Source organism: Nocardioides lentus, from assembly GCF_039529515.1.
Classification (GTDB): Bacteria; Actinomycetota; Actinomycetes; order Propionibacteriales; family Nocardioidaceae; genus Nocardioides; species Nocardioides lentus.
Window position 1 is genome coordinate 368,511 of the sequence record NZ_BAAAMY010000005.1, and the last position, 24,307, is coordinate 392,817.

The 24,307-nt window shown below is 74.8% G+C and carries 26 protein-coding genes; 13 read left to right on the plus strand and 13 right to left on the minus strand.

Annotated elements, in window-relative coordinates; translation table 11 throughout:
- Positions 1 to 6: 6 nt before the first annotated feature.
- On the minus strand, positions 7 to 942 hold the full coding sequence (locus tag ABD158_RS12680) for a Ppx/GppA family phosphatase (RefSeq protein ID WP_344007697.1): 936 nt from the start codon (positions 940 to 942) through the stop codon (positions 7 to 9).
- Positions 943 to 1,013: 71 nt separating this feature from the next.
- On the opposite strand from ABD158_RS12680, the gene ABD158_RS12685 reads away from it, so the two are divergent.
- The 3 genes from ABD158_RS12685 (at position 1,014) to ABD158_RS12695 (ending at position 3,374) form a co-directional block, all read left to right on the plus strand.
- On the plus strand, positions 1,014 to 1,805 hold the full coding sequence (locus ABD158_RS12685; protein ID WP_344007699.1) for a DUF3109 family protein: 792 nt from the start codon (positions 1,014 to 1,016) through the stop codon (positions 1,803 to 1,805).
- A gap of 217 nt (positions 1,806 to 2,022) precedes the next feature.
- A complete protein-coding gene (locus ABD158_RS12690; RefSeq protein WP_344007701.1) occupies positions 2,023 to 2,661 on the plus strand; it encodes a VOC family protein in 639 nt (212 codons plus the stop codon).
- Between the two features lie 29 nt (positions 2,662 to 2,690).
- A complete protein-coding gene (locus tag ABD158_RS12695) occupies positions 2,691 to 3,374 on the plus strand; it encodes a class I SAM-dependent methyltransferase (RefSeq protein ID WP_344007703.1) in 684 nt (227 codons plus the stop codon).
- Positions 3,375 to 3,408: 34 nt separating this feature from the next.
- Here the strand turns inward: ABD158_RS12695 and ABD158_RS12700 are convergent, their stop codons facing one another.
- On the minus strand, positions 3,409 to 4,449 hold the full coding sequence (locus tag ABD158_RS12700; protein ID WP_344007705.1) for a LacI family DNA-binding transcriptional regulator: 1,041 nt from the start codon (positions 4,447 to 4,449) through the stop codon (positions 3,409 to 3,411).
- Positions 4,450 to 4,603: 154 nt separating this feature from the next.
- Here ABD158_RS12700 and radA point away from each other — a divergent pair, with 154 nt between their 5' ends.
- Positions 4,604 to 6,019: a DNA repair protein RadA gene (gene radA, locus ABD158_RS12705; protein ID WP_344007707.1), complete on the plus strand. Its 1,416-nt coding sequence runs from the start codon at positions 4,604 to 4,606 to the stop codon at positions 6,017 to 6,019.
- A gap of 71 nt (positions 6,020 to 6,090) precedes the next feature.
- Entirely contained in the window at positions 6,091 to 7,173 is a 1,083-nt protein-coding gene (gene disA / locus ABD158_RS12710; protein ID WP_344007710.1) for a DNA integrity scanning diadenylate cyclase DisA, read from the plus strand.
- Positions 7,174 to 7,361: 188 nt separating this feature from the next.
- Here disA and purL read toward each other — a convergent pair whose 3' ends face one another.
- Together purL and ABD158_RS12720 are read right to left on the minus strand one after the other, a co-directional pair.
- Positions 7,362 to 9,680, minus strand: a complete 2,319-nt coding sequence (gene purL, locus ABD158_RS12715; protein ID WP_344007712.1) for a phosphoribosylformylglycinamidine synthase subunit PurL — start codon at positions 9,678 to 9,680, stop codon at positions 7,362 to 7,364.
- Between the two features lie 59 nt (positions 9,681 to 9,739).
- A complete protein-coding gene (locus ABD158_RS12720) occupies positions 9,740 to 11,116 on the minus strand; it encodes a C1 family peptidase (RefSeq protein WP_344007714.1) in 1,377 nt (458 codons plus the stop codon).
- Positions 11,117 to 11,347: 231 nt separating this feature from the next.
- On the opposite strand from ABD158_RS12720, the gene ABD158_RS12725 reads away from it, so the two are divergent.
- Both ABD158_RS12725 and ABD158_RS12730 read left to right on the plus strand, forming a co-directional pair.
- A complete protein-coding gene (locus ABD158_RS12725; protein WP_344007716.1) occupies positions 11,348 to 12,781 on the plus strand; it encodes a glycoside hydrolase domain-containing protein in 1,434 nt (477 codons plus the stop codon).
- A 108-nt stretch (positions 12,782 to 12,889) separates the two neighbouring features.
- A complete protein-coding gene (locus tag ABD158_RS12730) occupies positions 12,890 to 13,336 on the plus strand; it encodes a DUF3817 domain-containing protein (RefSeq protein ID WP_344007718.1) in 447 nt (148 codons plus the stop codon).
- Positions 13,337 to 13,386: 50 nt separating this feature from the next.
- On the opposite strand, the gene purQ is transcribed toward ABD158_RS12730, so the two are convergent.
- On the minus strand, positions 13,387 to 14,058 hold the full coding sequence (gene purQ / locus ABD158_RS12735; protein WP_344007720.1) for a phosphoribosylformylglycinamidine synthase subunit PurQ: 672 nt from the start codon (positions 14,056 to 14,058) through the stop codon (positions 13,387 to 13,389).
- A complete protein-coding gene (gene purS / locus ABD158_RS12740) occupies positions 14,055 to 14,360 on the minus strand; it encodes a phosphoribosylformylglycinamidine synthase subunit PurS (protein WP_344007722.1) in 306 nt (101 codons plus the stop codon). The genes purQ and purS overlap by 4 nt, the downstream gene beginning before the upstream one ends.
- Positions 14,361 to 14,418: 58 nt before the next feature.
- On the opposite strand from purS, the gene ABD158_RS12745 reads away from it, so the two are divergent.
- Positions 14,419 to 14,934 carry a general stress protein gene (locus ABD158_RS12745; RefSeq protein ID WP_344007725.1) on the plus strand — a complete coding sequence of 172 codons (516 nt, stop codon included), beginning with the start codon at positions 14,419 to 14,421 and terminating at the stop codon, positions 14,932 to 14,934.
- A 13-nt stretch (positions 14,935 to 14,947) separates the two neighbouring features.
- Here ABD158_RS12745 and ABD158_RS12750 read toward each other — a convergent pair whose 3' ends face one another.
- The 5 genes from ABD158_RS12750 to ABD158_RS12770 are packed head-to-tail and all read right to left on the minus strand — an operon-like array spanning position 14,948 to position 18,492.
- The gene (locus tag ABD158_RS12750; RefSeq protein WP_344007728.1) at positions 14,948 to 15,145 is read right to left on the minus strand and encodes a hypothetical protein; all 198 of its coding nucleotides are present in this window, start codon (positions 15,143 to 15,145) and stop codon (positions 14,948 to 14,950) included.
- Between the two features lie 55 nt (positions 15,146 to 15,200).
- Complete coding sequence (locus ABD158_RS12755; protein WP_344007730.1) at positions 15,201 to 16,766, minus strand: long-chain-fatty-acid--CoA ligase; 1,566 nt, start codon at positions 16,764 to 16,766, stop codon at positions 15,201 to 15,203.
- Between the two features lie 53 nt (positions 16,767 to 16,819).
- Positions 16,820 to 17,263, minus strand: a complete 444-nt coding sequence (locus ABD158_RS12760) for an SRPBCC family protein (protein ID WP_344007732.1) — start codon at positions 17,261 to 17,263, stop codon at positions 16,820 to 16,822.
- Positions 17,264 to 17,273: 10 nt separating this feature from the next.
- Positions 17,274 to 18,203, minus strand: coding sequence for a phosphoribosylaminoimidazolesuccinocarboxamide synthase (locus ABD158_RS12765; protein ID WP_344007734.1), 930 nt, complete (start codon positions 18,201 to 18,203; stop codon positions 17,274 to 17,276).
- A 4-nt stretch (positions 18,204 to 18,207) separates the two neighbouring features.
- A complete protein-coding gene (locus tag ABD158_RS12770; RefSeq protein ID WP_344007736.1) occupies positions 18,208 to 18,492 on the minus strand; it encodes an acylphosphatase in 285 nt (94 codons plus the stop codon).
- Positions 18,493 to 18,619: 127 nt separating this feature from the next.
- Between ABD158_RS12770 and ABD158_RS12775 the strand changes: the two genes are divergently transcribed.
- Genes ABD158_RS12775 through ABD158_RS12795 form a run of 5 tightly spaced genes read left to right on the plus strand, consistent with a single transcriptional unit; the run spans position 18,620 to position 22,142 of the window.
- The gene (locus ABD158_RS12775; RefSeq protein ID WP_344007738.1) at positions 18,620 to 19,279 is read left to right on the plus strand and encodes a hypothetical protein; all 660 of its coding nucleotides are present in this window, start codon (positions 18,620 to 18,622) and stop codon (positions 19,277 to 19,279) included.
- Positions 19,276 to 20,052 (plus strand): hypothetical protein, encoded by a 777-nt coding sequence (locus ABD158_RS12780; RefSeq protein WP_344007740.1) that lies wholly within the window; start codon positions 19,276 to 19,278, stop codon positions 20,050 to 20,052. The genes ABD158_RS12775 and ABD158_RS12780 overlap by 4 nt, the downstream gene beginning before the upstream one ends.
- Positions 20,049 to 20,282: a hypothetical protein gene (locus ABD158_RS12785; RefSeq protein WP_344007742.1), complete on the plus strand. Its 234-nt coding sequence runs from the start codon at positions 20,049 to 20,051 to the stop codon at positions 20,280 to 20,282. Before ABD158_RS12780 ends, ABD158_RS12785 begins: the two co-directional genes overlap by 4 nt.
- A 9-nt stretch (positions 20,283 to 20,291) precedes the next feature.
- Positions 20,292 to 20,633 carry an antibiotic biosynthesis monooxygenase family protein gene (locus ABD158_RS12790; RefSeq protein WP_344007743.1) on the plus strand — a complete coding sequence of 114 codons (342 nt, stop codon included), beginning with the start codon at positions 20,292 to 20,294 and terminating at the stop codon, positions 20,631 to 20,633.
- A gap of 30 nt (positions 20,634 to 20,663) precedes the next feature.
- Entirely contained in the window at positions 20,664 to 22,142 is a 1,479-nt protein-coding gene (locus ABD158_RS12795; RefSeq protein WP_344007744.1) for an MFS transporter, read from the plus strand.
- A gap of 53 nt (positions 22,143 to 22,195) precedes the next feature.
- Here ABD158_RS12795 and ABD158_RS12800 read toward each other — a convergent pair whose 3' ends face one another.
- Both ABD158_RS12800 and purB read right to left on the minus strand, forming a co-directional pair.
- Positions 22,196 to 22,867: an antibiotic biosynthesis monooxygenase gene (locus ABD158_RS12800; RefSeq protein WP_344007745.1), complete on the minus strand. Its 672-nt coding sequence runs from the start codon at positions 22,865 to 22,867 to the stop codon at positions 22,196 to 22,198.
- Positions 22,868 to 22,874: 7 nt separating this feature from the next.
- Positions 22,875 to 24,293 carry an adenylosuccinate lyase gene (gene purB, locus ABD158_RS12805; RefSeq protein WP_425573196.1) on the minus strand — a complete coding sequence of 473 codons (1,419 nt, stop codon included), beginning with the start codon at positions 24,291 to 24,293 and terminating at the stop codon, positions 22,875 to 22,877.
- Between the last annotated feature and the right edge of the window lie 14 nt (positions 24,294 to 24,307).

Consider the following 24,307-nt stretch of genomic DNA (forward strand, 5'->3'; position numbering starts at 1 on the left):
GAGACGTCACGGGCGGAAGCCCAGGTGGTCGAAGCGCTCCAGGATCAGCCCCTCGCGCAGCGCCCAGGGGCAGACCTCGAGCTCCGGGAGGTCGAAGATGTCCATGACCGCCTCCGCCACGAGCGCCCCGGACAGGATCTGGTGGGTGCGGCTCGCCGAGACGCCCGGCAGCTCGGCCAGCTCGGCGTCGTTCATCGCGGCGAGCTTGGGGATCCACTCCGACAGGGTCGTCGCGGGCAGCACGCGGCGCACCAGCCGGCCCTCCGCGCTGGGCGCGGCGCCGCAGATCCGCGCGAGGGAGCGGAAGGTCTTGCTCGAGGCGGCGGCCCGGTCCGGTCGGCCGCCACGCAGCACGTGGCCGGCGTCGCGGGCGATCTCGGCGCGGACCTCGGTGCGCAGCTGCTTGACGACGTCGGGGTCGGGCGGGGTCGCGGCGAACCAGGTGCGGGCCAGGCGCGCGGCCCCGAGCGGCAGCGACCACGCCACCTCGGGGGCCTCGTCGGGCCCGGCCGCGATCTCGAGGGAGCCGCCGCCGATGTCGAACATCGCGAGCCGTCCCGCGGACCAGCCGAACCACCGGCGGCAGGCGAGGAAGGTCAGCCGGGCCTCGTCCTCGCCGGAGAGCACGGAGACGTCGACCCCGGTGGCCGCGTGGACGTCGGCGAGGACCCGGAAGGAGTTGGTGGCGTCGCGCACCGCCGAGGTCGCGAAGGCCAGGATCTCCGAGCAGCCCTTGTCGTCGGCGACGGTGCGCGCGCTGCCGACGAACTCGCGGAGGGCGTCGGCGCCCTCGTCGCTCAGCGCGCCGTCGGCGTCGAGGTGCTCCGCGAGGCGCAGCGGCTCCTTGTGGGAGTACGCCGGGGACGGCGCGGCGCCGCCGTGGGCGTCCACCACCAGCAGGTGGCCGGTGTTGGACCCGATGTCCAGGACTCCCAGGCGCATGGCGGCCAACCTACGCTGTCGCGCCCGGGTGCGACCGCCCTCGGGTGTGGCGGGGACCGTAGGTTGGGCCGGTGCCCGAAGTGGATCTGGGATTCCCGCGGGCCTGGTACGAGCTGGTCGACCCCGACGACGCCGACCAGGTCTTCCGTTGCGACCTCACCTGGCTGACCTCCCGCTACCGCTGCATCTTCGGCGGCGGCTGCGCCGGCATCTACGCCGACGCCCCCGACGTGGGCTGCTGCACCCTCGGCGCGCACTTCGCGGACGACGAGGACGAGGAGCGGGTGGCCGTCGCGGTCGCTCGGCTGACCCCGGAGCTGTGGGAGGGCCACCCCGCCCCGGACGGGGAGCGGCCGGTCGCGCGGGAGGACTGGACCGGCGAGGCCCCGGGCGAGGACGGCGAGGAGCCCGCACGGACGACGCGGGTGGTGGTCCGCGACGGCCAGCAGGCGTGCACGTTCGCCAACCGGCCCGGCTTCGCGGGCGGTGAGGGCTGCGCGCTGCACGCCCTCGCGCTGGCCGAGGGTCGCGAGCCGCTCGAGCTGAAGCCCGACGTGTGCTGGCAGCTGCCGATCCACCGCAGCTTCCGCGAGGTCGAGCGGCCCGACGACACGTCGTACACCGAGGTGACGCTCAGCGAGTACGACCGCCGCGGCTGGGGTCCGGGCGGGCACGACCTGGACTGGTACTGCTCGGGCAACACCGAGGCGCACGACGCCCCCGAGCCGCTCTACGTGACCAACGAGCCGGAGCTGGTGGCGCTGATGGGCCGTGGCGCGTACGACGCGCTGGCGCAGGCCTGCGAGACGCACCTGGCGGCCGGTCGTCACCGGCTCGCGCCCCATCCGGCCGACCCGGTCTGAGCCGGCCCGACACCGTCCGCACCGACCGCCCGGGGCGCTCCCCGTGGCGCTCCCCGTGGCGCTTCCCGTGGCGCTTCCCGTGGCGCTTCCCGCGCAGGTCAGCGCGGCGTGTCGCCCTCGCGGGGCGTCGTGACCTCTTCCACATCCGCCGTCTCGATGTCAAGAGAACACGCCCCCGGGTGAGCCCCCGGGACCCGCCGGGGTCAGAATGCTCGCCATGCGCCTGGATCATCTTTCCTACGCCGCCGGCCCCGACGGGCTCGCCGCGACTGCCCAGCGCATCGGGGGACTCCTGGGGGCCGACTTCGTCGACGGGGGCGTCCACCCTCGCTTCGGCACCCGCAACATGATCCTTCCGATGGCGGCTGACACGTACCTCGAGATCGTCGAGGTCCTCGACCACCCCGCCTCGGACAAGGCGCCCTTCGGGCAGGCCGTCCGTGCCCGCTCCGCCCTCGGCGGCGGCTGGCTCGGCTGGGTCGTCGCCGTCGACGACATCGCCGTCGTCGAGCAGCGCCTCGGCCGGCAGTCGGTGGCCGGCAACCGTCACCGCCCGGACCGCACCGAGCTGCTGTGGCGCCAGATCGGCGTCAACGGCCTCATCGGCGACCCGCAGCTGCCGTTCTTCGTGCAGTGGCAGTCGCCGCCGGAGCTGCACCCCAGCGCCGGCGCCGACGGCCGGTGGAGCCTGGCGTGCCTCGAGATCGCGGGCGACCCGCGCCGCGTGAGCGAGTGGCTCGGCGAGACCGTCGAGGCGCCGCTGGAGGACGTGAAGGTCGACTGGGTCGCCCCCCACGGCACCCCCGGCATCATCGCGGCCCAGGTGCAGACGCCCCAGGGCCTCGTCCGGCTCTGAGCCGCGTCCCCGGCCTCGCCGCCGGGGCGGTGCCGAGCCCGAACATCTGGCACCACCCCGCGACGTACGAGGTCGAGAACCGCGCCTTCGACCCCGACGGCCTCGTGGAGTCCGCGATGGCGGGCGTGGCGTCGTGGGAGGACCGGCTGCTGCTCGACCTGGGCTGCGGCAGCGGCTACCACCTGCCGCGGTGGGCCGAGACCGCCCGCTCGGTGGTCGGCGTCGAGCCGCACCCCGACCTGGTGCGCCTCGCGCGACGCCGGGTGCGCGGGCTGCCGCGGGTCGACGTGCGCCACGGGGCGGCGCAGGACCTGCCCCTGCCCGACGCGTCCGTCGACGTGGTGCACGTGCGGTGGGCCTACTTCTTCGGGCCGGGCTGCGAGCCCGGCCTGCGCGAGCTCGACCGCGTCGTGCGGCGGGGCGGCACGGCGTTCGTGGTCGACAACGACGCGACCCGCTCGACGTGGGGCCGCTGGTTCGCGCGCGGCTACCCCGGGATCGACCCCGTGGCGGTCGAGCGGTTCTGGGCCGAGCGTGGCTGGCACCGCGAGCCGGTGACCACGCGGTGGTCGTTCGGCTCCCGCGCGGACCTCGAGGCCGTCGTCCGGATCGAGCTCGACCGACCGACCGCCGACGCCGTCCTCGCCGAGCACCCGCCGGCGGCCGGGCTCGACGTCGACTACGCCGTCAACGTGTTCTGGCGGACCTTCTAGGCCGTGGGCCCGTCGGGCCGTGCCGGGGCGGCGGTCAGGCGGTGCCGCGCAGCGCCAGCGTCGGGGCGAGCAGCGTGTTGGGGCCGGGCGCGGGCGGGTGGGACAGCAGCCCGCTCAGCGCGGTGACGATCTCGACCGCGACCTGCTCCAGCGGCTGGCGCACCGAGGTCAGCCCGCCGGGGATCACCTGGGCGACCTGGGAGTCGTCGAAGCCGACCACGGCGACGTCGCGGCCCGGGGCCAGCCCCCGCTCGCCGAGCGCGTGCAGGACCCCCATCGCGAGGGTGTCCGAGGCGCACACGAAGCCCGACGGGCGCGCCTCGTCGAGCAGCACGGCCGCGGCCTGGGCGCCGCTGGCGACGGTGTCCTCGACCCGGGAGGCGAGGCCGGTCGTGGGCAGCCCGGCGTCGCGCATCGCGCCCGACCAGCCGGAGCGACGGTCCTCGCCGATGGTCGAGTCCTTGCGCCACCCGATCCAGGCGACGCGCTCGTGGCCCGCCGCGAGGAGGTGCTCGGTCGCCATCCGGGCGCCCGCCGCGCCGTCGACGTCGACCCAGGGGTGCGTGGCCTCGGGCTGGTCCCAGGGCCGGCCGAACGCCACGAACGGCGCGCCGCGCTCCTCCAGCCAGGTGGCCTGCGGGTTGCCGAGGTAGGTGTCGGTGACGACGAACGCGTCGACGGCGGTCGAGCGGAGCAGGTCGTCGTAGCCCTCGAGCGCGTCGCCGCCGTGTCCCGCGAAGAGCAGCACGTGGTAGCCGGCCTCGCGGCTCGCCTCGACCAGGGAGTGCACGAAGCGGTCCATCGTGGCGTTGGCCGTGCCCTCCTGCGCCGGCGTGAACCGCATGCCGATCAGGTGGGAGGCCCGGGTGCGCAGGTTGCGGGCCGCGCGGTTGGGCGTGTAGCCCAGCGCGGCGATGGCGGCCTGCACCCGCTCGAGGGTGTCCGGGCGCAGCAGGTCGGGGTTGTTGAGCGCGTTGGAGACGGTCTGGCGCGAGACGTGGGCGAGCTCGGCGACGTCGGCGAGGGTCGGCGGACCGGCGGCGTACGCCGCGCTGCGTGGCTCCGGCCGCGTCATCGCTCCCCCTCGCGTGGTTGCGGGCTCTGGATCGTTCAAACGGATCCTCCGTGCCCGGACCGCCCCGGGTCAACACGGCGCGGCGCGGGCCGTCGTCCCCAGGCCCGCCCCGGCGCGTGGGTCGTTGTCGGTGGGGTCGCCTAGCGTGCCGGTCATGAGCAAGCAGGCGCGGGCCCGAGCCGTCTTCCGGTGTGCCGAGTGCGGGTGGGAGACGGGCAAGTGGGTGGGCCGGTGCGGGGAGTGCCGGGCCTGGGGCTCCGTCGCCGAGGCCGCCCCCGCCGCCACCGGGGGCGCCGGTCCGCGCACGGTCGCGACCGCGGTCTCGACGCCGGCGGTGCCCATCGGGCAGGTCTCCGGGGAGGCCGCGGCGTTCCGCAGCAGCGGCGTCCCCGAGCTCGACCGCGTGCTCGGCGGCGGCCTGGTGCCGGGCGCGGCGCTGCTGCTGGCCGGGGAGCCGGGCGTCGGCAAGTCGACCCTGCTGCTGGAGGTCGCCGCGCAGACCGCGCGGCGACGCCACCGCACGCTCTACGTCACCGGCGAGGAGTCCGCCTCCCAGGTGCGGCTGCGCGCCGACCGCACCGGCGGCGTGCAGGACGAGCTCTACCTGGCCGCCGAGACCGACCTGGGCGCCGTCCTCGGCCAGGTCGAGGCGGTGCGGCCCACGCTCCTCGTCGTCGACTCGGTGCAGACCATCGGCGCCGCCGACACCGACGGCGTGCCGGGGGGCGTCACCCAGGTCAAGGAGGTCGCGGCCGCGCTGATCCGGGTCGCGAAGACCCGCGGCATCACGGTGGTCCTGGTGGGCCACGTGACGAAGGACGGCTCGATCGCCGGCCCGCGGGTGCTCGAGCACCTCGTCGACGTCGTGCTCCACTTCGAGGGCGACCGCGGGTCGCGGTTCCGGATGGTGCGTGCGGTGAAGAACCGCTTCGGGCCGGTCGACGAGGTCGGCTGCTTCGACCTGGCCGCCGACGGCATCACCGCGGTCACCGACCCGACGGGGCTCTTCGTCGAGCACCACGCGCAGCGCGTGCCCGGCACGTGCGTGGCGGTGGCGATGGAGGGCCGGCGCCCGCTGCTGGCGGAGGTGCAGGCCCTCGTGACCCCCTCGCCCGCCGAGCGCCCCCGTCGTACGACGTCGGGGCTGGACTCCTCCCGGGTCCACATGGTGCTCGCGGTGCTGCAGCAGCACTGCGGGATCCGGACCAACGCCTCCGACGTGTTCGCCTCGACGATCGGCGGGGCCCGGCTGCTGGAGCCGGCGACGGACCTGGCGCTCGCCGTGGCCCTCGCGTCGTCCCACCTCGGCAGCGCCCCGCCGCTCGGGGCGGTGGTGCTCGGCGAGATCGGGCTGGCCGGCGAGGTCCGGCGCGTGCGCGACCTGTCCCTGCGGCTCGCCGAGGCGGCCCGCCAGGGGTTCGCGACCGCGATCGTGCCGGCGAGCCGCGGCGTCGGGGAGTCCGGGGCGCCACGACAGGTCGACGGCATGAAGGTGGTCGAGGTGGGCATCGTGGGGGAGGCGCTGCGGATGCTCGGCATCGCGGGCGACCGCGGACGGGCGCACTCGTAGGGCGGTGCCCTAGGGTTCGGTACGTGCCAGCGACGGGGGTCGGGCACTCAGGACAGCAGGAGTGAGCAGCAGTGGTCGGCATCGAGCGCACGGACGAGCCAGAGCGTCTGCGGACGACCCTGGCCAGGATCGCCCCGGGCACGCCGCTGCGTGACGGCCTGGAACGGATCCTGCGGGGCCGCACCGGCGCCCTCCTCGTGCTCGGCAACGACGACGTCGTGCAGTCGATCGCCTCCGGCGGGTTCAGCCTGGACGTCCCGTTCACGGCGACGGGCCTGCGCGAGCTGGCCAAGATGGACGGCGCCATCGTGCTCGACGCCGACGCCACCGTGATCCACCGCGCGGCCGTGCACCTCATGCCGGACCAGACGATCCCCTCGGAGGAGACCGGCACCCGGCACCGCACCGCCGACCGCGTCGCCCGCCAGACCGGCTACCCGGTCGTCTCGGTGTCGCAGTCGATGCAGATCATCGCGGCCTACGTCGGCGAGACCCGCTACGTGCTGGAGGACTCCAGCCAGATCCTCTCCCGCGCCAACCAGGCGCTGGCCACCCTCGAGCGCTACAAGCTGCGCCTCGACGAGGTCGCCAGCAGCCTGTCGGCGCTCGAGGTCGAGGACCTCGTCACCGTCCGCGACGTGGTCGTGGTCGCCCAGCGCCTCGAGATGGTCACCCGGATCGCCCGCGAGATCGAGGGCTACGTCCTCGAGCTCGGGACCGACGGGCGGCTGCTGTCGCTGCAGCTCGAGGAGCTCATCACCGGCGTCGACCCCGAGCTCGAGCTGGTGATCCGCGACTACCTGCCGGACCGTCGTACGACCAGCGAGGACGACGTCCGCGGCCGCCTCGAGCAGCTGACCCCGACCGACCTGGTCGACGTCGCGTCCGTGGCCCGGGCGATCGGCCTCTCCGGCGGGGAGCACCTCGACGGTGCGGTCACCCCCCGCGGCTACCGGCTGCTGGCCAAGGTCCCCCGCCTCCCCCCGGTGGTCGTCGACCGCCTGGTCGACCACTTCGGCACGCTCCAGAAGCTCCTCGCCGCGGGCCTCGACGACCTCCAGGCCGTCGACGGCGTCGGCGAGCTGCGCGCACGCTCGGTGCGCGAGGGCCTGTCCCGCCTCGCCGAGTCGAGCATCCTCGACCGGTACGTCTGAGCCACCACTCCCCGAGGGACGGGGTCGCGACGGCGGGTCGCGACCTCGGCGCCCCGCCCCTCCCCGAGTCGTCACCACCTCCTCGCAGCGGGGTCACGGGCGCGGGACCTCGCGCCGACTCGGCCGGGTCCGGGCGGGACCTCGCGCCGACTCGGCCGGGGCCGGGCGGGACGTGGCGCCGACTCGGCTCAGGCGCCGAAGGCCCGGGGCAGGGTGTCGCGCCAGGCGTGCTCGACGTCGCGCAGGGCGAGGGTGAACGACGCGGTGCCGGCGTCGACGCTGATGGCGTCGCCGCCCGTCGTCCCCAGCTCGTACGCCGGGAGGCCGAGCCCGACGGCCCGGTCGCGGACGGCGTCGGCGTGCTCGGGCTCGACGGCCAGCAGGACACGGCCCGCCGACTCGGAGAACAGCGCGACGAACGGGTCGCCCTGGGGCGCGACGACCGCGCCGACGCGACCCCCGCGGCCGACGAGACAGGCCTCGACGAGCGCCTGGGCCAGGCCGCCGTCGGACAGGTCGTGGGCGGCGGCGACGGTGCCGGCCGCGGCGGCCTCCGACAGCAGCGTCACCAGCGCCTTCTCGGCGGCGAGGTCGACGCGCGGCGGGGTGCCGCCGAGGTGGCCGTGGACCACGGAGGCCCACTCCGAGCCGGAGAGCTCCTCGCGGGTCTCCCCCACCAGCAGCAGCTGCAGGCCGTCGCCGCGGCCGGTGCTGCTGAAGCCGGTGCGCAGCCGCGTGGTGACGTCGTCGATGACGCCGAGGACCGCGACCACGGGCGTGGGCAGGATCGCGGTCTCGCCGGTCTGGTTGTAGAGGCTGACGTTGCCGCCGGTGACCGGCACCCCCAGCTCGAGGCAGGCGTCCTTGAGGCCGCGGCAGGCCTCGGCGAACTGCCACATGACGCCCGGGTCCTCCGGCGAGCCGAAGTTGAGGCAGTCGGACACGGCCAGCGGCGTGGCGCCGGAGACGGCCACGTTGCGGTGCGCCTCGGCCAGCGCGAGCTGCGCCCCGGCGTACGGGTCGAGGCGGGTGTAGCGCCCGTTGCCGTCGGTCGCGAGGGCGATGCCGAGACCGGTGGCCTCGTCGACGCGGATCATGCCCGCGTCCTCGGGCTGGGCGAGCACGGTGCCGCCGCGGACGTAGCGGTCGTACTGGTCGGTGACGAAGGAGCGGTCGCACAGGCCCGGCGAGGCCGCCATCCGCAGCACCGTCTCGCGCAGCTCGGCGCCGGAGGTGGGCCGCGGGAGGTCCTCGGCGCGGTCGGCGACGAGCGCGTCCTGGGCGGCGGGTCGCGCGTAGGGCCGCTCGTAGGTCGGGCCGTCGTGCGCGACCGAGCGCGGGGGCACGTCGACGACGCGCTCGCCGTGCCAGTCGACGTGGAGGCGACCGGTGTCGGTGACCTCGCCGAGGACGACGGCGTCGACGTCCCACTTCGCGCAGACGGCGAGGAAGGCCTCGACGTGCTCGGGCTCGACGACCGCCATCATCCGCTCCTGGCTCTCGCTCATGAGGATCTCCTCGGGCGAGAGGGAGGAGTCGCGCAGCGGCACCAGGTCGAGGTCGACGTGCATGCCGCCGTCGCCCGCCGAGGCCAGCTCGGAGGTCGCGCACGAGAGCCCGGCCCCGCCGAGGTCCTGGATCCCGGCGACGAGCCCGGCGGCGAAGACCTCGAGCGTGCACTCGATGAGCAGCTTCTCCATGAACGGGTCGCCGACCTGCACCGACGGCCGCTTCGCGGGACCGGAGCCCCCGTCGTCGGACTCCGTGAAGGTCTCGCTCGCCAGCACCGAGACGCCGCCGATGCCGTCGCCGCCGGTGCGGGCGCCGTACAGGATGACCTTGTTGCCGAGCCCGGAGGCGTTGGCGAGGTGGAGGTCCTCGTGGCGCAGCACGCCGACGCTGAGCGCGTTGACCAGCGGGTTGCCCAGGTAGGAGGGGTCGAAGACGACCTCGCCACCGATGTTGGGCAGCCCGAGGCAGTTGCCGTAGTGGCCGACGCCCGAGACCACGCCCGGGAGCACCCGCTGGGTGTCGGGCGCGTCGAGGGGCCCGAAGCGCAGCTGGTCCATCACGGCGACCGGTCGGGCGCCCATCGCGAGGATGTCGCGCACGATGCCGCCGACGCCGGTCGCGGCGCCCTGGTGGGGCTCGACGTACGACGGGTGGTTGTGGGACTCGACCTTGAAGGTCACCGCCCAGCCCTGCCCGATGTCCAGCACGCCGGCGTTCTCGCCGATGCCGGCGAGCAGCTTGCCGACCGGCGTCTCCTGGGGCACCTCGCCGAACTGCTTGAGGTGCACCTTCGAGGACTTGTAGGAGCAGTGCTCGCTCCACATGACCGAGTACATCGCCAGCTCCGAGCTCGTCGGGCGGCGCCCGAGGATCTCGCGGATCCGCTCGTACTCGTCGGCCTTGAGCCCCAGCTCGGCCCAGGGCTGCTCGCGCCCGGGGTCGTCGGCGGCGCGGTCGACGGTGTCGAGGGCGGGTACGGCGGTCGGCTCGGCCACGGGCTCCAACCTATCGCCAGCCGCGCGGGCGACTCACCGGGTCTCGTGCCTCGTCGGCGCTACGCCCTCGGCTCGTCGGTCGGGGTCGACCGCGCCAGCGCGCCCATGGGGTCCCAGGCGGGGAGCACGATCGGCGGCGCCGCGATGGCGTCGCGCAGCTCGACGGGCAGGGCGTCGACGTGGCAGGCCGTCTCGAAGACGTGCTCGTCGAACCAGCCGTCGGTCATCGTCCAGAAGCCCTTGTCGGCCTTGTCGGTGCCCCACGAGTTCTCGACCCGCCAGCGCCGCGGCACGTCGTCGACGACGTCGACCCCGGACAGCAGCATCGCGTGGTTCATCGCCGTGGCGCCGTGGAGCAGCCGGTCGGTCTTGGTCATGTCGGTCGTCGTGCCGTAGACGGCGTCGTAGTCGAACAGCGCGGCGTCCCACGTGCCGCCCTCGCGGTCGTGCATCTTGCCGGCGTCGCACCCGAACCAGACCGGCTCACCGCCGACGATCGACTCCTTCGCCAGGCGCTTCATCAGCTCCATCTCGACGTTGAGGTAGACGACGGGCGGGCCGCCGACCACGTTGCCGAGGTGCTCGACGGTGAACGTGCGCCCGACCGGGCTCGACGGCCGCGGGTCGTGGACCAGGCACACGTAGGAGTCCAGGTCCGGCACCACGTACGCCGCGGCGAACTCCTGCGGGGTCATCTCGCCCTCGCGGTGGAAGCCCTTCTCGCTGTCGCGCCACTGCCAGTCGACGGTCTCCGGCGGCGTGCCCAGGTGGATCGCGAGCATCCGGTGCACGCTCTGCAGCACGTCGGCCTTGCGGGCCCGCAGGTCGTCGGCAGACTCCCCCGCCGAGGCCGCGGCGCGCAGGTCGCGCGCGGCCTGGCGCAGCAGGGCGGACAGGTCCCGGTTGAGCTGGCGGGTGCTCGACGACGACTGCGTCTCGGGCATCGCCGACTTCGGCACCAGCCCGTGCTTGGCGACCAGCGCCACGAACATCGTCCACTGCCCGCCGTCCTCGGCCGGCGAGCCGAGCAGGTGGGCGACGGTGCGGTCGTCGACGTCGCGGTCGGCCGTCGCGACGACGGACTCGAGCCAGTGGTTCGCCTTCTCGAGCTTGTCCCAGAACTGCAGGTGGGCCTGGGAGAACTCGAAGTCCTTCACCCCGAGCCGCCGCGCCGCACCGACGCGGAGCAGGTTGAGGCCGGCGAAGAGCCAGCAGCGCCCGCTCTGCTTCTGGTTGGTCGCCGCCCAGTCGTCGAGCTGGTGCGACATGGAGCGCGCCGCGGCGACGGCCGCCCGGTGGTCGAGCGCCACGTCGTCGACCGCCGTGCGGGTGACGGCGTTCTGCATGACCCGCGCGTGCGGGTCGGCCTCGAAGGCCTTCGCCAGGTGCTCGAGCCGGTCGGGGGCGAGCGCCCCCGGCGTGCTGGAGGTCGTCATGTCACAAGCCCCGTTCCTCGTCGCGTCCGCGGTGCGTCGACCCTACGTGGGGAGCCTGCGGGCACGTCCTCCACGAGGCCCGTCGGAGCGCCCCGGGCGGGCCTCGGCGGGCCCGTTCCGAATTACATCCCTGTAGTTCAGTGAACAGGTGTAACCCGTGTGACGAGAGTGAATACAGTGACGCGGACTCGCCACCTCCGGGCGAGGTTCCCCGCTGTTTGGAGACCCACCGTGACCTCCCGTGACGCCCTCCCCGAGGCCGTGTCCCCGCCCTCGTCCCCCCTCTCGTCCCCGCCCTCGGCCGGGTCCCCCACGACCCGCCGCCCCGCTCGTCGGCGGGCCCGTGCGGTCGCCGTCGGGGCCGGCCTGCTCGGTCTCGTCGGCGGCCTGCTCGGCGCCACCGCGGCACCGGCGACCGCGCAGAACCCGGTGACCCCCGGCAACCTGACGGGCTACGGCTTCGACCAGTGCGAGGCGCCGTCCCAGGCCGCGATGACGCGCTGGATGGAGACCTCGCCGTTCCTCGCCGCCGGCATCTACATCTCCGGCGCCTCCCGCGGCTGCCGCGAGCAGCGCAACCTCACCCCGGAGTGGGTGCGCACCCAGCTCGCGCAGGGCTGGCGGCTGCTGCCCATCAGCCTCGGCCCCCAGGCCTCGTGCAGCCCGCACTTCCCGCGCTACGGCAACGACCCCACCATCAACGCGACCCCGGGCGGCAACGGTCGCTACACCGCGGCCCGCGCCCAGGGCCGGCTCGAGGCGCAGCGCTCCGTCGACGCCGCGAAGCGTCTCGGGATCGCCCCGAGGTCGGTGCTCTGGTACGACCTCGAGGCCTTCGACGTGCGCAACACGACCTGCCGCGAGTCCGCCCTGTCCTTCGTCTCGGCGTGGAACCTCAAGGTCCGCCAGCTCGGCTACACCACGGGTCTCTACTCCAGCGCCGGCGGCGGGCTCAACGCCTTCGACGACGCGCGGGTGAACCGCCCGAACGCCTTCGTGCAGCCGCAGTACATCTGGCTCGCGCGCTGGGACGGCGTCGCCAACACGTCCACGTCGTACCTGCGCGAGGACGGCTGGCGCCCCAACCGGCGGGTGAAGCAGTACCGGGGCGGCCACCTCGAGACCCACGGCGGCGTCACCATCAACATCGACAGCAACTGGCTCGAGGTCGGGCAGGGCTCGCGGCCCCGTCAGTCCAAGCCGGCCTGCGGCTCGGTCCGCGTCGACCTGCGGTCCTACGTCGCGCTGAAGGGCGGCGACACCGGCGCGCAGGTCAAGGCGCTGCAGTGCTTCCTGCAGATGAAGGGCTTCTACCGCGGCGCGCCCGACGGCCGCTACGACAAGACCACCGGCAACGCCGTGGCCGCCTACCGACGCGACCGCGGCATGACCGCGGCCCGCACCTGGGACGTGCCCGCCTGGATCCGCCTGCACGCCGAGGGCACGCAGCCCGTGCTCAAGCTGGGCAGCACCGGCTGGGAGGTCCGGCGCCTGCAGCGGGCGCTCAACGCCGCGGGCGTGTCGCGGATGGCCGCCGACTCCCACTTCGACCGCGAGACCGAGAACGCCGTGAAGGCCTGGCAGAAGCGGGTCAAGCAGGCCCAGACCGGGATCGTCGCGCCGCAGAGCTGGCGCGCCCTGGGCTTCGGCCGCGGCGGTCGCTGAGCACCCGGGCGGTGGTCGTCCCCCCGTGCGTCCCGCTCCCCCCGCGGGGTGCGCAACGTCACGACCACCGCCCTGGGGTCCCGGGCGCCCGCCCGTGAGGATGGACCCATGAGCCCGCTGCGCCTGTTCCGCGTCGTCGCCGTCACCGAGGCGGTGACGTGGGCGGTGCTGCTGACCGGCATGGTCCTGAAGTACGTCACCCGGACCACCGACGTCGTGGTCAGCGTCGGCGGCATGATCCACGGCGTCGCGTTCATCGCCTACTGCCTGGTCACGGTGCTCGTCGCGGTCGACCAGCGGTGGTCGCCCGGCCGCGCGGCCCTCGGCCTGGCCGCCGCGGTGCCGCCCTTCGTCACCGTCTGGTTCGACCGCAGCGCCGAGCGGCGCGGGCTTCTCGGCGGTGCGTGGCGGCTGCGCAGCGAGGCCCCCCGTCGTACGGCGGAGCGGCCGGTGGCCTGGCTCGTGCGCAAGCCCGCCCAGGGCGCCGGCGTCGGCGTGGTCGCGGTCGCCGCCCTGACCGGCCTCGCGCTGCTCGTCGGCCCGCCCGTCGGCTGAGCCGTCGGCCGACGACGCGACGCTGTCGCGATCGGGTGGCTGCCGGCCCGCTACAGCGCCGCGGCCAGCGCGGTGAGGCTGGTGAAGAAGCCGAGACCGTCGGTGCCGGGCCCGCAGAGGTCCTCGACCGCGTGCTCGGGGTGGGGCATCAGCCCGACGACGTTGCCCGCGGCGTTGGTGACGCCGGCGATGGCGCGCAGCGAGCCGTTGGGGTCGGCACCGACGTAGCGCGCGACGACGCGACCCTCGGCCTCGAGCTCGTCGAGGGTGGCGGCGTCGGCGACGTAGGACCCCTCGCCGTTCTTCAGCGGGACCACGACCTCCTGGCCCTGCTCGTACGACGCGGTCCAGGGCGTGGTCGCGTTGTCGATGCGCAGCCGCTGGTCGCGGCACACGAAGCGCTGGTGGTGGTTGCGCACCAGCGCGCCCGGCAGCAGGTGGGACTCGCACAGGATCTGGAAGCCGTTGCAGATCCCCAGCACCGGCATCCCGTCGCGGGCGGCGTCGACGACGGCGCCCATGACCGGCGAGAAGCGGGAGATGGCGCCGCAGCGCAGGTAGTCGCCGTAGGAGAACCCGCCGGGCAGCACCACCGCGTCCACCCCGGCCAGCGACGGCTCGCCGTGCCACAGGGCGAGGACGTCGTGACCCGCGAGCCGGCAGGCGCGCTGGGCGTCGACGTCGTCGAGCGAGCCCGGGAAGGTGACGACCCCGACCCTCACGCGTCGGTCCCGTCGGTCCCGTCGGTCCCGTGGGTGCGGCCGGCGGCGTCGGCGAGCACGCTCACCCGGTAGTCCTCGATCACGGGGTTCGCCAGCAGGGTGGCGGCCATCCGCTCGACCTCGGCGGTGCGCTCGTCGACCGAGGCCCCCTCGGCGACCTCGACCTCGATCTCGAACCGCTTGCCCTGACGCACCGACGCGACGCCCTCGACGCCGAGCCGGGCGAGGGCGCCGGCGACGGCCTTGCCCTGCGGGTCGAGGATCTCGGGCTTGGGCATGACGTCGACGACGACTCGGACCATGGGACCACTCTATTGCCGCGCTCAGCGCCACCTCAGCCTGGCTGGGCACAATGGACGCATGTCCACGCCTACCGCCGGCCGCCCCGACCCCCGATCCGCGTCGGCGCTGCAGCTCGAGTTCCCGCAGTCGCTCGCGACCTACGACCAGTACGCCGACGCGCAGCGCGCCGTCGACCACCTCTCGGACTCCGAGTTCCCGGTGCAGAACTGCATGATCGTCGGCACCGAGCTGCGTCAGGTCGAGCGCATCACCGGCCGCCTCACCAGCGGCAAGGTGGCGGGGGCCGGCGCCCTCTCGGGGGCGTGGTTCGGCCTCTTCATCGGACTGATCTTCTCGCTGTTCGGCGAGGAGTCGGTCCTCGCCGTCATCGCCGCGACCACCCTGTTCGGCCTGGCGTTCGGCGTCATCTGGGCGCTGATCGGGTACGCCGCGACCCGCGGACGCCGCGACTTCTCGAGCGTGTCGACCATCGTCGCCACGAAGTACGAGGTGCTGGTCGAGCACAAGCACGCCGCCCGCGCCCGCGAGCTCCTCGCCGGGCTGCCCGGCGGTCTGCCGAACCCCTTCGCCTGAGCCGGCGCGCGACTCAGTCGCGCTCGCGGTGCTGCAGCACCACGATCGCGAGCGCGACGCCGAGACCGGCGAGGGCGGAGCCGAAGCCGGAGGCGGACCGGGACCCCGTGAACGGGCCCTGGACCCAGCCGAGGCCCTGGACGGCGGCGACCGCGCCGAAGGCGAGCATCAGGCCCGCCAGGGCCAGGCCGAACCAGTGGGCGAGCGTCATGCGCCCATCATCCCAGCCGCCGCCCCGGCCGTGGTGATGGCCGGGGCGGCGCGGGTCAGGACAGCTCGCGCTTGAGGATCTTGCCGGTCGAGGTCATCGGGAACTCGTCGACGACCTCGACGATGCGCGGGTACTTGTAGCCCGCCATCTCCTCCTTCGCCCAGGCCTTGAGCGAGTCGGGGGTCTCGTCGGTGTCCTTGTTCAGGATGACGAACGCCTTGATCTCCTCGCCGTGCGACTCGTGGGGCACGCCGATGACCGCGGCCAGCGAGACGGCGGGGTGGCTCATCAGCACCTCCTCGATCTCGCGCGGGTACACGTTGAAGCCGCCGCGGATGATCATGTCCTTCGAGCGGTCGACGATGTAGTACCAGCCGTCGGCGTCCTTGCGGCCGAGGTCGCCGGAGCGGAACCAGCCGTCGACGATGGCCTCGTCGGTGGCCTCCGGGCGCCCGTAGTAGCCCTTCATGACGTTGTGGCCCTTGATCGCGATCTCGCCGACCGTGTCCTCGCCCTCGGGCAGGTCCTCGCGCTTGCCCGGGTCGGGGTCGATCAGCTTCATCTCGACGCCGTCGATCGGCCGCCCGATGGAGCCGACCCGCGGGTCCTCGCCCTTCGGCGAGAAGCTGGCGACCGGCGAGGTCTCCGAGAGGCCGTAGCCCTCGAGGATCGTGACGCCGAACTTGGCCTGGAAGTCCTTGTGCACCTCGCGCGGCAGGGCCGCGCCGCCGGCGGCCGCGACGCGGAGGTTGTCGGCGAGGCTGGAGACGTCGACCGGCGACTCGTCGAGCGCGCCGAGCAGGCCCCAGTACATCGTCGGGACGCCGGCGAAGAACGTGACGCCCTCGTTGAGCATGAGCTGCAGCGCGGCCTTGGCCTCGAAGCGCGGCAGCATCACGACCGTGCCCCCGAAGGCGAAGCCGGCGTTCTGGATGACCGTCTGGCCGAACGAGTGGAACAGCGGCAGGACGCAGAGGTAGGTGTCGGGCCGCTCCGCGCTGGCGCCGAAGATCCCCTCGCCCGCCAGGGCGTTGTCGCGCATGTTGCGGTGCCGCAGCTCGGCACCCTTGGGCTTGCCGGTGGTGCCGGAGGTGTAGAGGATCACCGCGGTGTCGTCGTCGTCGACGTCCACGGTCGCGAACGACGCGTCCTGCTGGGCCATCGAGCGACCGAGCGTCTCGGTGCCTTCGATGGGCGACTCGGCCGCCGGGTCGGCGGTGATCACGAAGAAGTGCTCGCAGCCGTCGGTCTGCGAGAAGCCGTCGTGGCCCGCCTGGGCCATCGGCAGGTCCTCGGTGCCCTGGAAGCAGAAGTAGGCCTTCGCGTCGGAGTCGTCGAGGTGGTAGGCGATCTCCTTGCCCCGCAGCAGCACGTTGAGGGGGACCACGGTGCCCCCGGCCTTGAGGATCCCGTAGTAGACGATCGAGAAGAACGGGATGTTCGGGCACGTCAGGGCCACCTTGTCGCCCGGCTGCACGCCGCGCGAGACGAGCAGGTTGGCCACCTTGTTGGCCGCGCCGTCGAGCTCGGCGTACGACAGCCGGGTCTCCCCCAGCACGATCGCCGTCCGGTCGGGGTGCTGCGCCACGGTGTCTTCGAGCAGGGCGGAGAGGTTCGTCATGACACCAACCTACGGGCCCACGTGAGCCCCGTCACGCGCCGTGCCCGATCGGGTTACCCGCGGGTACGCCGCTCGATCGCGCGGGCGGCCGCCGTGAGGTCCGCCTTGATGCCCACGGGGCCCAGCAGGCGGATCCCCCACCCGAGCGGGCGACGCCACCCGGGGGTGTCGGTGTCGACCACGGCGACCACGTGCGTGCCGGGGCCGCGGGGCGTCGTCGCCGGGCTGAAGCGCATGTCGAGCACGGCGGTGACGCCGCGCCAGGTGCCGCGCTCGGCCCAGCGGTGCGGGCTCTCGTCGACGGTCACCTCCATCAGCGGCTGCGCGCCCGGCAGGGTCACGTCGTACCACCGCGCGCCGACCCCGCGGCTCGGTCCCGGGAGCCGGTCGATGCGGCGCAGGCTGGACTGCCAGTCCGGGCGCAGCGCGGGATCGGCGAAGTAGTCGTGGACGACGTCCGGCGGTGCCGCCACGTCGACCTCCACGGTGAATCCCATGCGCGTGCTCCTAGGTGCTCTCGACGGTCTGCAGGCTGGTGAAGGTCTCGCCGGTGAGCCGCTCGTACGCCTCGACGTAGCGCGCCCGGGTCAGCGCCACGACGTGCTCGGGCAGCTCCGGCGGCGGGGCGTCCGAGGCGCGGTCCCAGCCGGACTCCGCGGAGGTGAGCCAGTCGCGCACCACCTGCTTGTCGTACGACGGGGGCGTGCGGCCGGGCGCCCAGGCGTCGGCCGGCCAGAAGCGCGAGGAGTCGGGGGTCAGCACCTCGTCGCCCAGGACCAGGCGGCCCGCGGCGTCGGTGCCCAGCTCGACCTTGGTGTCGGCGAGCACGATGCCGCGCTCGCGGGCGACCTCCTCGCCCCGGGCGTACAGCGCGAGCGTCAGGTCGCGCAGCCGCTCGGCGGTCGCGCGGCCCACGACGGCGACGACGGCCTCGAGGCTGACGTTCTCGTCGTGCTCGCCGAGCTCGGCCTTCGTCGCCGGGGTGAAGATCGGCTCGGGGAGCCGGGCGGCCTCCTCGAGGCCGGCCGGCAGCGCGATGCCGCAGACCTCTCCCGTGGCGCGGTAGTCGGCGAGGCCCGACCCGGTCAGGTAGCCCCGGGCCACGCACTCGACCGGGTGCATGGTGAGCGGCTCGCAGACCACGGCACGGCCGCGCAGGTGCGCCGGCACGCCCTCGGTCGCGCTCACGACGTGGCCGGGCACGAGGTCGGCCAGCCGGTCGAACCACCACAGCGACATCCGGGTGAGGATCTCGCCCTTGTCGGGGATGCCGGGGCTCAGCACGTGGTCGTAGGCCGAGACCCGGTCGCTGGCGACCATCAGCAGGCGGCCCGCGTGGGGTCCCTCCTCGAGGCGGTACAGGTCGCGGACCTTGCCCGAGTGGAGGTGGGTCGCCCCCGGCAGCGCCGGGGCCGGAGGGATCGCGAGGTCCGCCATGAGCTCAGCCTAGGGTGCGGAACCCGCCGCCCTCCCGGACCTCGCGCCCGACCCCCTCGCGGGGGTCCACGTCGGTCGCGTCGACCCCCGCCACCCGGGCCGCGGGCGGTCCCTCGTGGCACCAGGCGACGAGGGCGTCGACCGCGTCGCGCGGCCCCACGGCGTACGCGAGGACGGAGCCGTCGGGCTCGTTGCGCACCCAGCCGTCGAGCCCCAGCCGGGTCGCCTCCTGCTCCGTCGCCCACCGGTACGACACGCCCTGGACCCGCCCGGTGACGATGATCCTCACGGCCCGCTCCTCGTCCACAGGACCAGCCTGCCACCGCCCGTCCACAGACCCGGCGGTCGCCGCTTCCGACCCGGCGCCCCGACGCGCAGGCTGCAGGCACCGACCCCCTGCACACACCGGAGGACCCGTGAGCGACACCAGCCCCCACCTCTACGCTGACCACGTCGGCCTGATCGCGGCCGGCGGCGTCTGCGAGCGCCAGGCCGAGCACCTGGCCGCGGTCGGGCGCTGGGTCGCCGACGTGTGCGCGCCCGGCGACGCGTTCCGCGGCGTGCTCGCGCCGTTCCTGCCGCTGTACGCCGACGCGCTGGACAGCGTGGCGGGTGGCCTCGACGCGAGCGGGGACGCGGCCGACCGCTGGGGACGGGCGGCGCGGGAGACCGCCGACGACCTCGTCGCGACCGACCTCGGCGTGCGCCGGGTGCTCGAGCGCCTCGCCGACCTGCTCCCCGCCGGCGTGCCCGACCTGACGCGGCTGCTCGCCGGGGCGACCCCCGCGGTGCCGCCCGGCGCCGCTCCCCCGCTCGCCCCCTGCCCGGTGACGCCGGCGCCGGGCGAGTCGCCCGTGCCCGCCGCCGACCTGCTCGGCGCGTCGCTCGACCATGCGGGCCTCGGGGCCGCGGCGGCTGGACCGGCCGGCCGGCTGCTGGGGCAGGCGGCCGCCCTCGCCAAGGACCGCGGTGAGCTCCTCGACGCCGCCGAGGGCGTCGAGGACGACCAGCGGGAGCGCCCGGACGTGGGGGACGACCTCGACCGCTACGACGACTTCCTCGGGGCCGGCGCATGACCGCGAGCGGGATCGGGGGCGGGGTCGCGAGCGGGGTCGCGGAACGGTGGGACGCCGGCCGGGCGGTCGCGGGTCCCGCCCCGGTGGCCGTCGACGGCGGTCACCTGGACGGTCTGCGCGCCGCCGTGGGCCCGGTGCTCGGCACGGTCGACTGGGCCGTGCGCCACCTGACGGGCCACGACCTCCTGGCCGAGCTCGTCGAGCCGGTCTCCGGCGACGTCGCCGCGCTGGGCGTGATGCGCGACGGCTGGGGACGGGCGGCGGTCGCCCTCGACGCGGTGGCGGGCAACCACGACGGCCTCGGGCGCCAGCTCCCCGGGGTCTGGGAGGGAGGCGCGCGCCGTGCCGCGGCGGGCGCGCTGGACGACCTCGCGGGCACCGCCGCCCACCAGGCCGAGGCGGCGCGGCTGGTCGCGGAGCAGCTCGGCCACCTCCAGGAGGTCTCTCGCGTGGCCGCCGAGGTCGTCTGTGCGGTCCTGGCGGCGATCGAGGAGGCCGTCCTGGGCGCCGTGCTGCGGATGGCCGCCGGACCGGTGGGGGCCGCGCTGAACGCCGCCGCCTCCCCGGCCCTCGTCGCCCGCGTCGCGGCGCTCGTCCGCCGCGCGCGGAGCGCCGTCGAGCGGGTCGTCGCGGTCGTCGACCTGTGCCTCGAGGTGGTCCGACGCGTCAAGGCCGCCGTCGACGCCGTCGCCGTGGTCTCCGCCGGGGTCGTGGCCCTCCAGCACGGCCGGGCGGCCTCGCGGATGGACGACACCGCCGCGGCGTACGCGTGAGCCCGACCACGCCCGACCCCGACCGACCGCCCACCGCGGCCGAGGCGGTGGCCGGGCTGCGGGCCGCCGCGGACGCGTCGCGCTCGGCTGCCCGTGAGGCCGTCGACGCGCTGCGCCGCGAGCGCGCCGCCCTCGACCGGGAGCGCCGCGCCCGCCCCGGCCGCGACCCGGCGACGCTCGCGGCGGCCCGCGCCCGGCTCGCCCGGGCCGCGCGCGAGGAGGCTCCGTAGGATCGGGGCATGTCGGTGGTGAAGATCAACGCGATCCACGTGCCCGAGGGCGCCGGGGCCGAGCTCGAGAAGCGCTTCGCCGCGCGGGCGGGCACGATCGAGAGCACCGAGGGCTTCCTCGGGTTCCAGATGCTGCGACCGGTCGCGGGCGAGAGCCGCTACTTCATCGTCACCCACTGGGTCGACGACGCGGCCTTCCAGGCCTGGATGGGCGGGCAGGGCCAGGCGGCGCACTCGGGCGAGCGTGCCAAGCCGGTGGGCACCGGCGCGGACCTCCTGGAGTTCGAGGTCGTCCTCGACGTCGAGCCCTACGACGAGGACGCGGCGCCGTGGGAGGACCTCGAGGACTGAGGTCCCGGTCCGTCGGGCACCCTCGATGACGTGACCTCGACCGACCACCCGACCCGCGCCGGGGCCCAGACCCCCGGCGAGGAGCAGCCGGACCCCCGCCGCTGGCGGATCCTCGCGGTGACGCTCGTCGTCGGCTTCATGTCGCTGCTCGACGTCACCATCGTCAACGTCGCGATCCCCTCGATCCGCGCCGGGCTGGAGACGTCGGCCGCGACGGCGCAGTGGATCGTCTCGGGCTACGCGCTGACCTTCGGGCTGGTGCTGGTCAGCGGGGGGCGGCTCGGGGACGCCTACGGGCGCCGACGGCTGATGCTGATCGGGCTCGGTGCGTTCATCGTCTCCTCGGCGGCCGTCGGCTTCGCGCCCAGCGCCGAGCTGGTGATCGTCGCCCGCCTCGTGCAGGGCGCCTCCGCCGGCCTCCTGACCCCGCAGAACTCCGGGTTGATCCAGGACCTGTTCCGTGGCCCGGAGCGGGGACGTGCGTTCGGGCTGTTCGGGTTCACCGTGTCGATCTCCTCGGCCCTGGGGCCGCTGATCGGCGGCGTGATGATCCAGCTGCTCGGCCCCGAGATCGGGTGGCGGGCGATCTTCCTGGTCAACGTGCCGATCGGGCTGGTCGCGATGGTGTTCGTCGCCCGGCTCGTGCCCGGCCGGACCCCCGACGCGAGGCGCGCCGGCCGCGCCCGGCTCGACCTGCCCGGCGCCGCGCTGCTGGGCGGCGGCGTGCTGTGCCTGCTCTACCCGCTGGTCTCGCTCGAGGGCGGCGCGCTCCGGCCGCTGGTCCTGCTGCCCGGCGTCCCGCTGCTGCTCGCGGCGTTCGTGTGGTGGGAGCACCGCACGGTCCGCCGGGGGCACGCCCCGCTGCTGGACGTGACGCTGCTGCGTCGGGTGCCCGGCTACGCCAACGGGATCGGCGTCGGCACGCTGTACTTCACCGGCTTCACGGGCATCTTCCTGGTGCTGTCGGTCTTCACCCAGGAGTCGCTGGGCTACTCGGCGCTGGCCGCCGGCCTCGTGCTCACGCCGTTCGCGGTCGGCTCGGCGTTCTCCTCGCCGGTCGCGGGTCGGCTCGTGTCGCGGCTGGGACGCACGATCACCGTGGTCGCGCTGGTCGTCACCATCGGTGGGGTCGTCGCCGTCGCGCTGCTCGCTCCGCTCGGCTCGGACGACCGGGTCTGGCTGCTGGTCCTCGGCCCGTTGCTGGTCGCGGGCCTCGGCGGCGGGGCGGTGGTCTCGCCCAACCTGACCCTGACGCTCTCGGAGGTGCCGCCGCGGATGGGCGGCGCGGCGGGGGGCGCGGTGCAGACCGGCCAGCGCATCGGCTCCGCCCTCGGGGCGGCGCTGCTCATGACGGTCTACCAGGTGGTGCTGGGCTCCGGCGTCGAACCGGCCCGCGCCCTGTCGGCCGCGTTGCTCACGGCGGCCGCCGTCCTGCTCTGCGCCCTCGCGCTCGCCGCCGTCGACCTCCGCGCCGAGCGGCGCCGGGGCGCGCCGGCCGGGCGGGGATAGTCCCTGACGTCCGGACCCGGGTCCGGCGGCGGACCGGGCCGGAACGTCAGGGACTACCCCGCCGCGCGGGGCCGACGCCAGGGCGGGGGGTCACCGGCGAGCCACCAGGCGAGGGCCTTGGTGATGCGGGGCAGGGCCACGTAGGTCATGACCGGGGTCAGCACGAGCGTGGTCACGAGCACCCGCGGCACGAGGGGCAGGTCCGGCGCGAGGAGCGTCAGCAGCCACCCGGCCAGGAGGCTGAGGGGGAAGAAGGCGGTCCAGATCGTGGTGGCCTGCTTCCAGCGCGGCGGGCTCGTCGGCGCCGCGGAGTCCGCGGAGGTGACGCTGGTGGAGGTGGGCTCGTCGAACCACCCCTCGATCCCCGTACGACGCTCCACCCGCGCCTCGACCACGCCGAGCCCGACGCCCGAGGAGCGCCACCACTGCCGCTGGGTGGAGTGCTCCCACGTCTCGAGCGCGGCGGCGTCGGCGAAGCGGTAGAGCATGTGCCAGTCCGGCGAGGTCACCTCGGGGCGCACCCAGCCGGCGCCGAGGAAGCCGGGGAAGCGCTCGGCGAGCGTGATCCCCGCCGAGAGCCAGCTGACCATCTCGGCCTCGTGGCCGTCGGGCACGCGGCGGGTGATCGCGACCGTCACCGGACCGCCCCCGGGACCGCCGGGGCTCTCGGGGCTCTCGGGGCCGACGGGGCCGACGGGGCCGACGGGGCCGACGGGGGTGCTCACCGGCGCCTCAGAGGATCGCGCCGGGGTCGTACGACGCGGCGCCGGGGTGGCGCGCGGCGAGGGCGTCGACCCGCGTGACCACGGCGCCGACCTGGTCGACCGCCGCGCCGGTGAAGTCCAGCGGGTCCGCGACGAGGGCGTCGATGGCGGCGCGGTCGAGGCCCAGGCGCGGGTCGGCGGCGAGCCGGTCGAGCAGGTCGTTGTCGGCGCGTCCCCCGCGCATCTCGAGGGCGACCGCGACCGCGTGCTCCTTGATCGCCTCGTGGGCGGCCTCGCGGCCGACGCCGGCGCGCACCGCGCTCATCAGCACCTTGGTCGTCACCAGGAACGGCAGGTAGCGGTCGAGCTCGCGCTGCACGACGGCCGGGAAGGCCCCGAACTCGTCGAGCACCGTCAGGAAGGTCCGGAACAGCCCGTCGGCGGCGAAGAACGCGTCGGGCAGCGCGACGCGGCGCACGACCGAGCAGGAGACGTCGCCCTCGTTCCACTGGTCGCCCGCCAGCTCGCCGACCATCGCGAGGTTGCCGCGCAGCACCACGGCGAGGCCGTTGACCCGCTCGCAGGAACGGGTGTTCATCTTGTGCGGCATCGCCGACGAGCCGACCTGGCCCTCCGCGAAGCCCTCGGTGACCAGCTCGTGGCCGGCCATCAGGCGGATCGTGGTCGCCAGGTTGCTGGGCGCCGCGGCGAGCTGGACCAGCGACGACAGCACGTCGTGGTCGATGCTGCGCGGGTAGACCTGCCCCACGCTGGTCAGCACCCGCTCGAAGCCCAGGTGGGCCGCGACCCGGCGCTCCAGCTCGTCGAGGCGGCTCGCGTCGCCGCCGAGGAGGTCGAGCATGTCCTGGGAGGTGCCCATCGGGCCCTTCACGCCGCGCAGCGGCAGCCGGACGAGCAGCTCCTCGACCCGCTCGACGCCGTACAGCAGCTCCTCGGCGGCGCTCGCGAACCGCTTGCCGAGCGTGGTGGCCTGGGCGGCCACGTTGTGGGAGCGCCCGGCCATCACCAGGGTGGCGTGCTCGGCGGCCAGCCGCCCCAGCCGCACGGCGGTGGCGACGGCGCGGTCGCGGACGAGCTCGAGCGAGGCGCGCAGCTGCAGCAGCTCGACGTTCTCGGTGAGGTCCCGCGACGTCATCCCCTTGTGGATGTGCTCGTGGCCCGCCAGCGCGGAGAACTCCTCGATGCGGGCCTTCACGTCGTGGCGGGTGACGCGCTCGCGGCGGGCGATCGACTCGAGGTCGACCTGCTCGACGACGGCCTCGTAGGCCTCGACGACGCCGTCGGGCACCTCGACGCCGAGGTCGCGCTGGGCCCGCAGCACGGCGATCCACAGCCGCCGCTCGAGGACGATCTTGTGCTCCGGCGACCACAGCGCCGCGAGGTCGGCGCCGGCGTAGCGCGTGGCCAGGACGTTGGGGACGCTCACGTGCCTCATGGTCC

Excerpts from the sequence above, each read along its gene's own strand:
- ABD158_RS12680 (WP_344007697.1), bottom strand. The coding sequence starts at position 942 with ATGCGCCTGGGAGTCCTGGACATCGGGTCCAACACCGGCCACCTGCTG.
- ABD158_RS12745 (WP_344007725.1), top strand. The coding sequence starts at position 14,419 with ATGTCCACGCCTACCGCCGGCCGCCCCGACCCCCGATCCGCGTCGGCG.
- radA (WP_344007707.1), top strand. The coding sequence starts at position 4,604 with ATGAGCAAGCAGGCGCGGGCCCGAGCCGTCTTCCGGTGTGCCGAGTGC.
- ABD158_RS12720 (WP_344007714.1), bottom strand. The coding sequence starts at position 11,116 with ATGACGACCTCCAGCACGCCGGGGGCGCTCGCCCCCGACCGGCTCGAG.
- ABD158_RS12765 (WP_344007734.1), bottom strand. The coding sequence starts at position 18,203 with ATGGCGGACCTCGCGATCCCTCCGGCCCCGGCGCTGCCGGGGGCGACC.
- ABD158_RS12750 (WP_344007728.1), bottom strand. The coding sequence starts at position 15,145 with ATGACGCTCGCCCACTGGTTCGGCCTGGCCCTGGCGGGCCTGATGCTC.
- ABD158_RS12690 (WP_344007701.1), top strand. The coding sequence starts at position 2,023 with ATGCGCCTGGATCATCTTTCCTACGCCGCCGGCCCCGACGGGCTCGCC.
- ABD158_RS12790 (WP_344007743.1), top strand. The coding sequence starts at position 20,292 with ATGTCGGTGGTGAAGATCAACGCGATCCACGTGCCCGAGGGCGCCGGG.
- ABD158_RS12755 (WP_344007730.1), bottom strand. The coding sequence starts at position 16,766 with ATGACGAACCTCTCCGCCCTGCTCGAAGACACCGTGGCGCAGCACCCC.
- purS (WP_344007722.1), bottom strand. The coding sequence starts at position 14,360 with ATGGTCCGAGTCGTCGTCGACGTCATGCCCAAGCCCGAGATCCTCGAC.
- ABD158_RS12760 (WP_344007732.1), bottom strand. The coding sequence starts at position 17,263 with ATGGGATTCACCGTGGAGGTCGACGTGGCGGCACCGCCGGACGTCGTC.
- ABD158_RS12730 (WP_344007718.1), top strand. The coding sequence starts at position 12,890 with ATGAGCCCGCTGCGCCTGTTCCGCGTCGTCGCCGTCACCGAGGCGGTG.
- ABD158_RS12700 (WP_344007705.1), bottom strand. The coding sequence starts at position 4,449 with ATGACGCGGCCGGAGCCACGCAGCGCGGCGTACGCCGCCGGTCCGCCG.
- ABD158_RS12780 (WP_344007740.1), top strand. The coding sequence starts at position 19,276 with ATGACCGCGAGCGGGATCGGGGGCGGGGTCGCGAGCGGGGTCGCGGAA.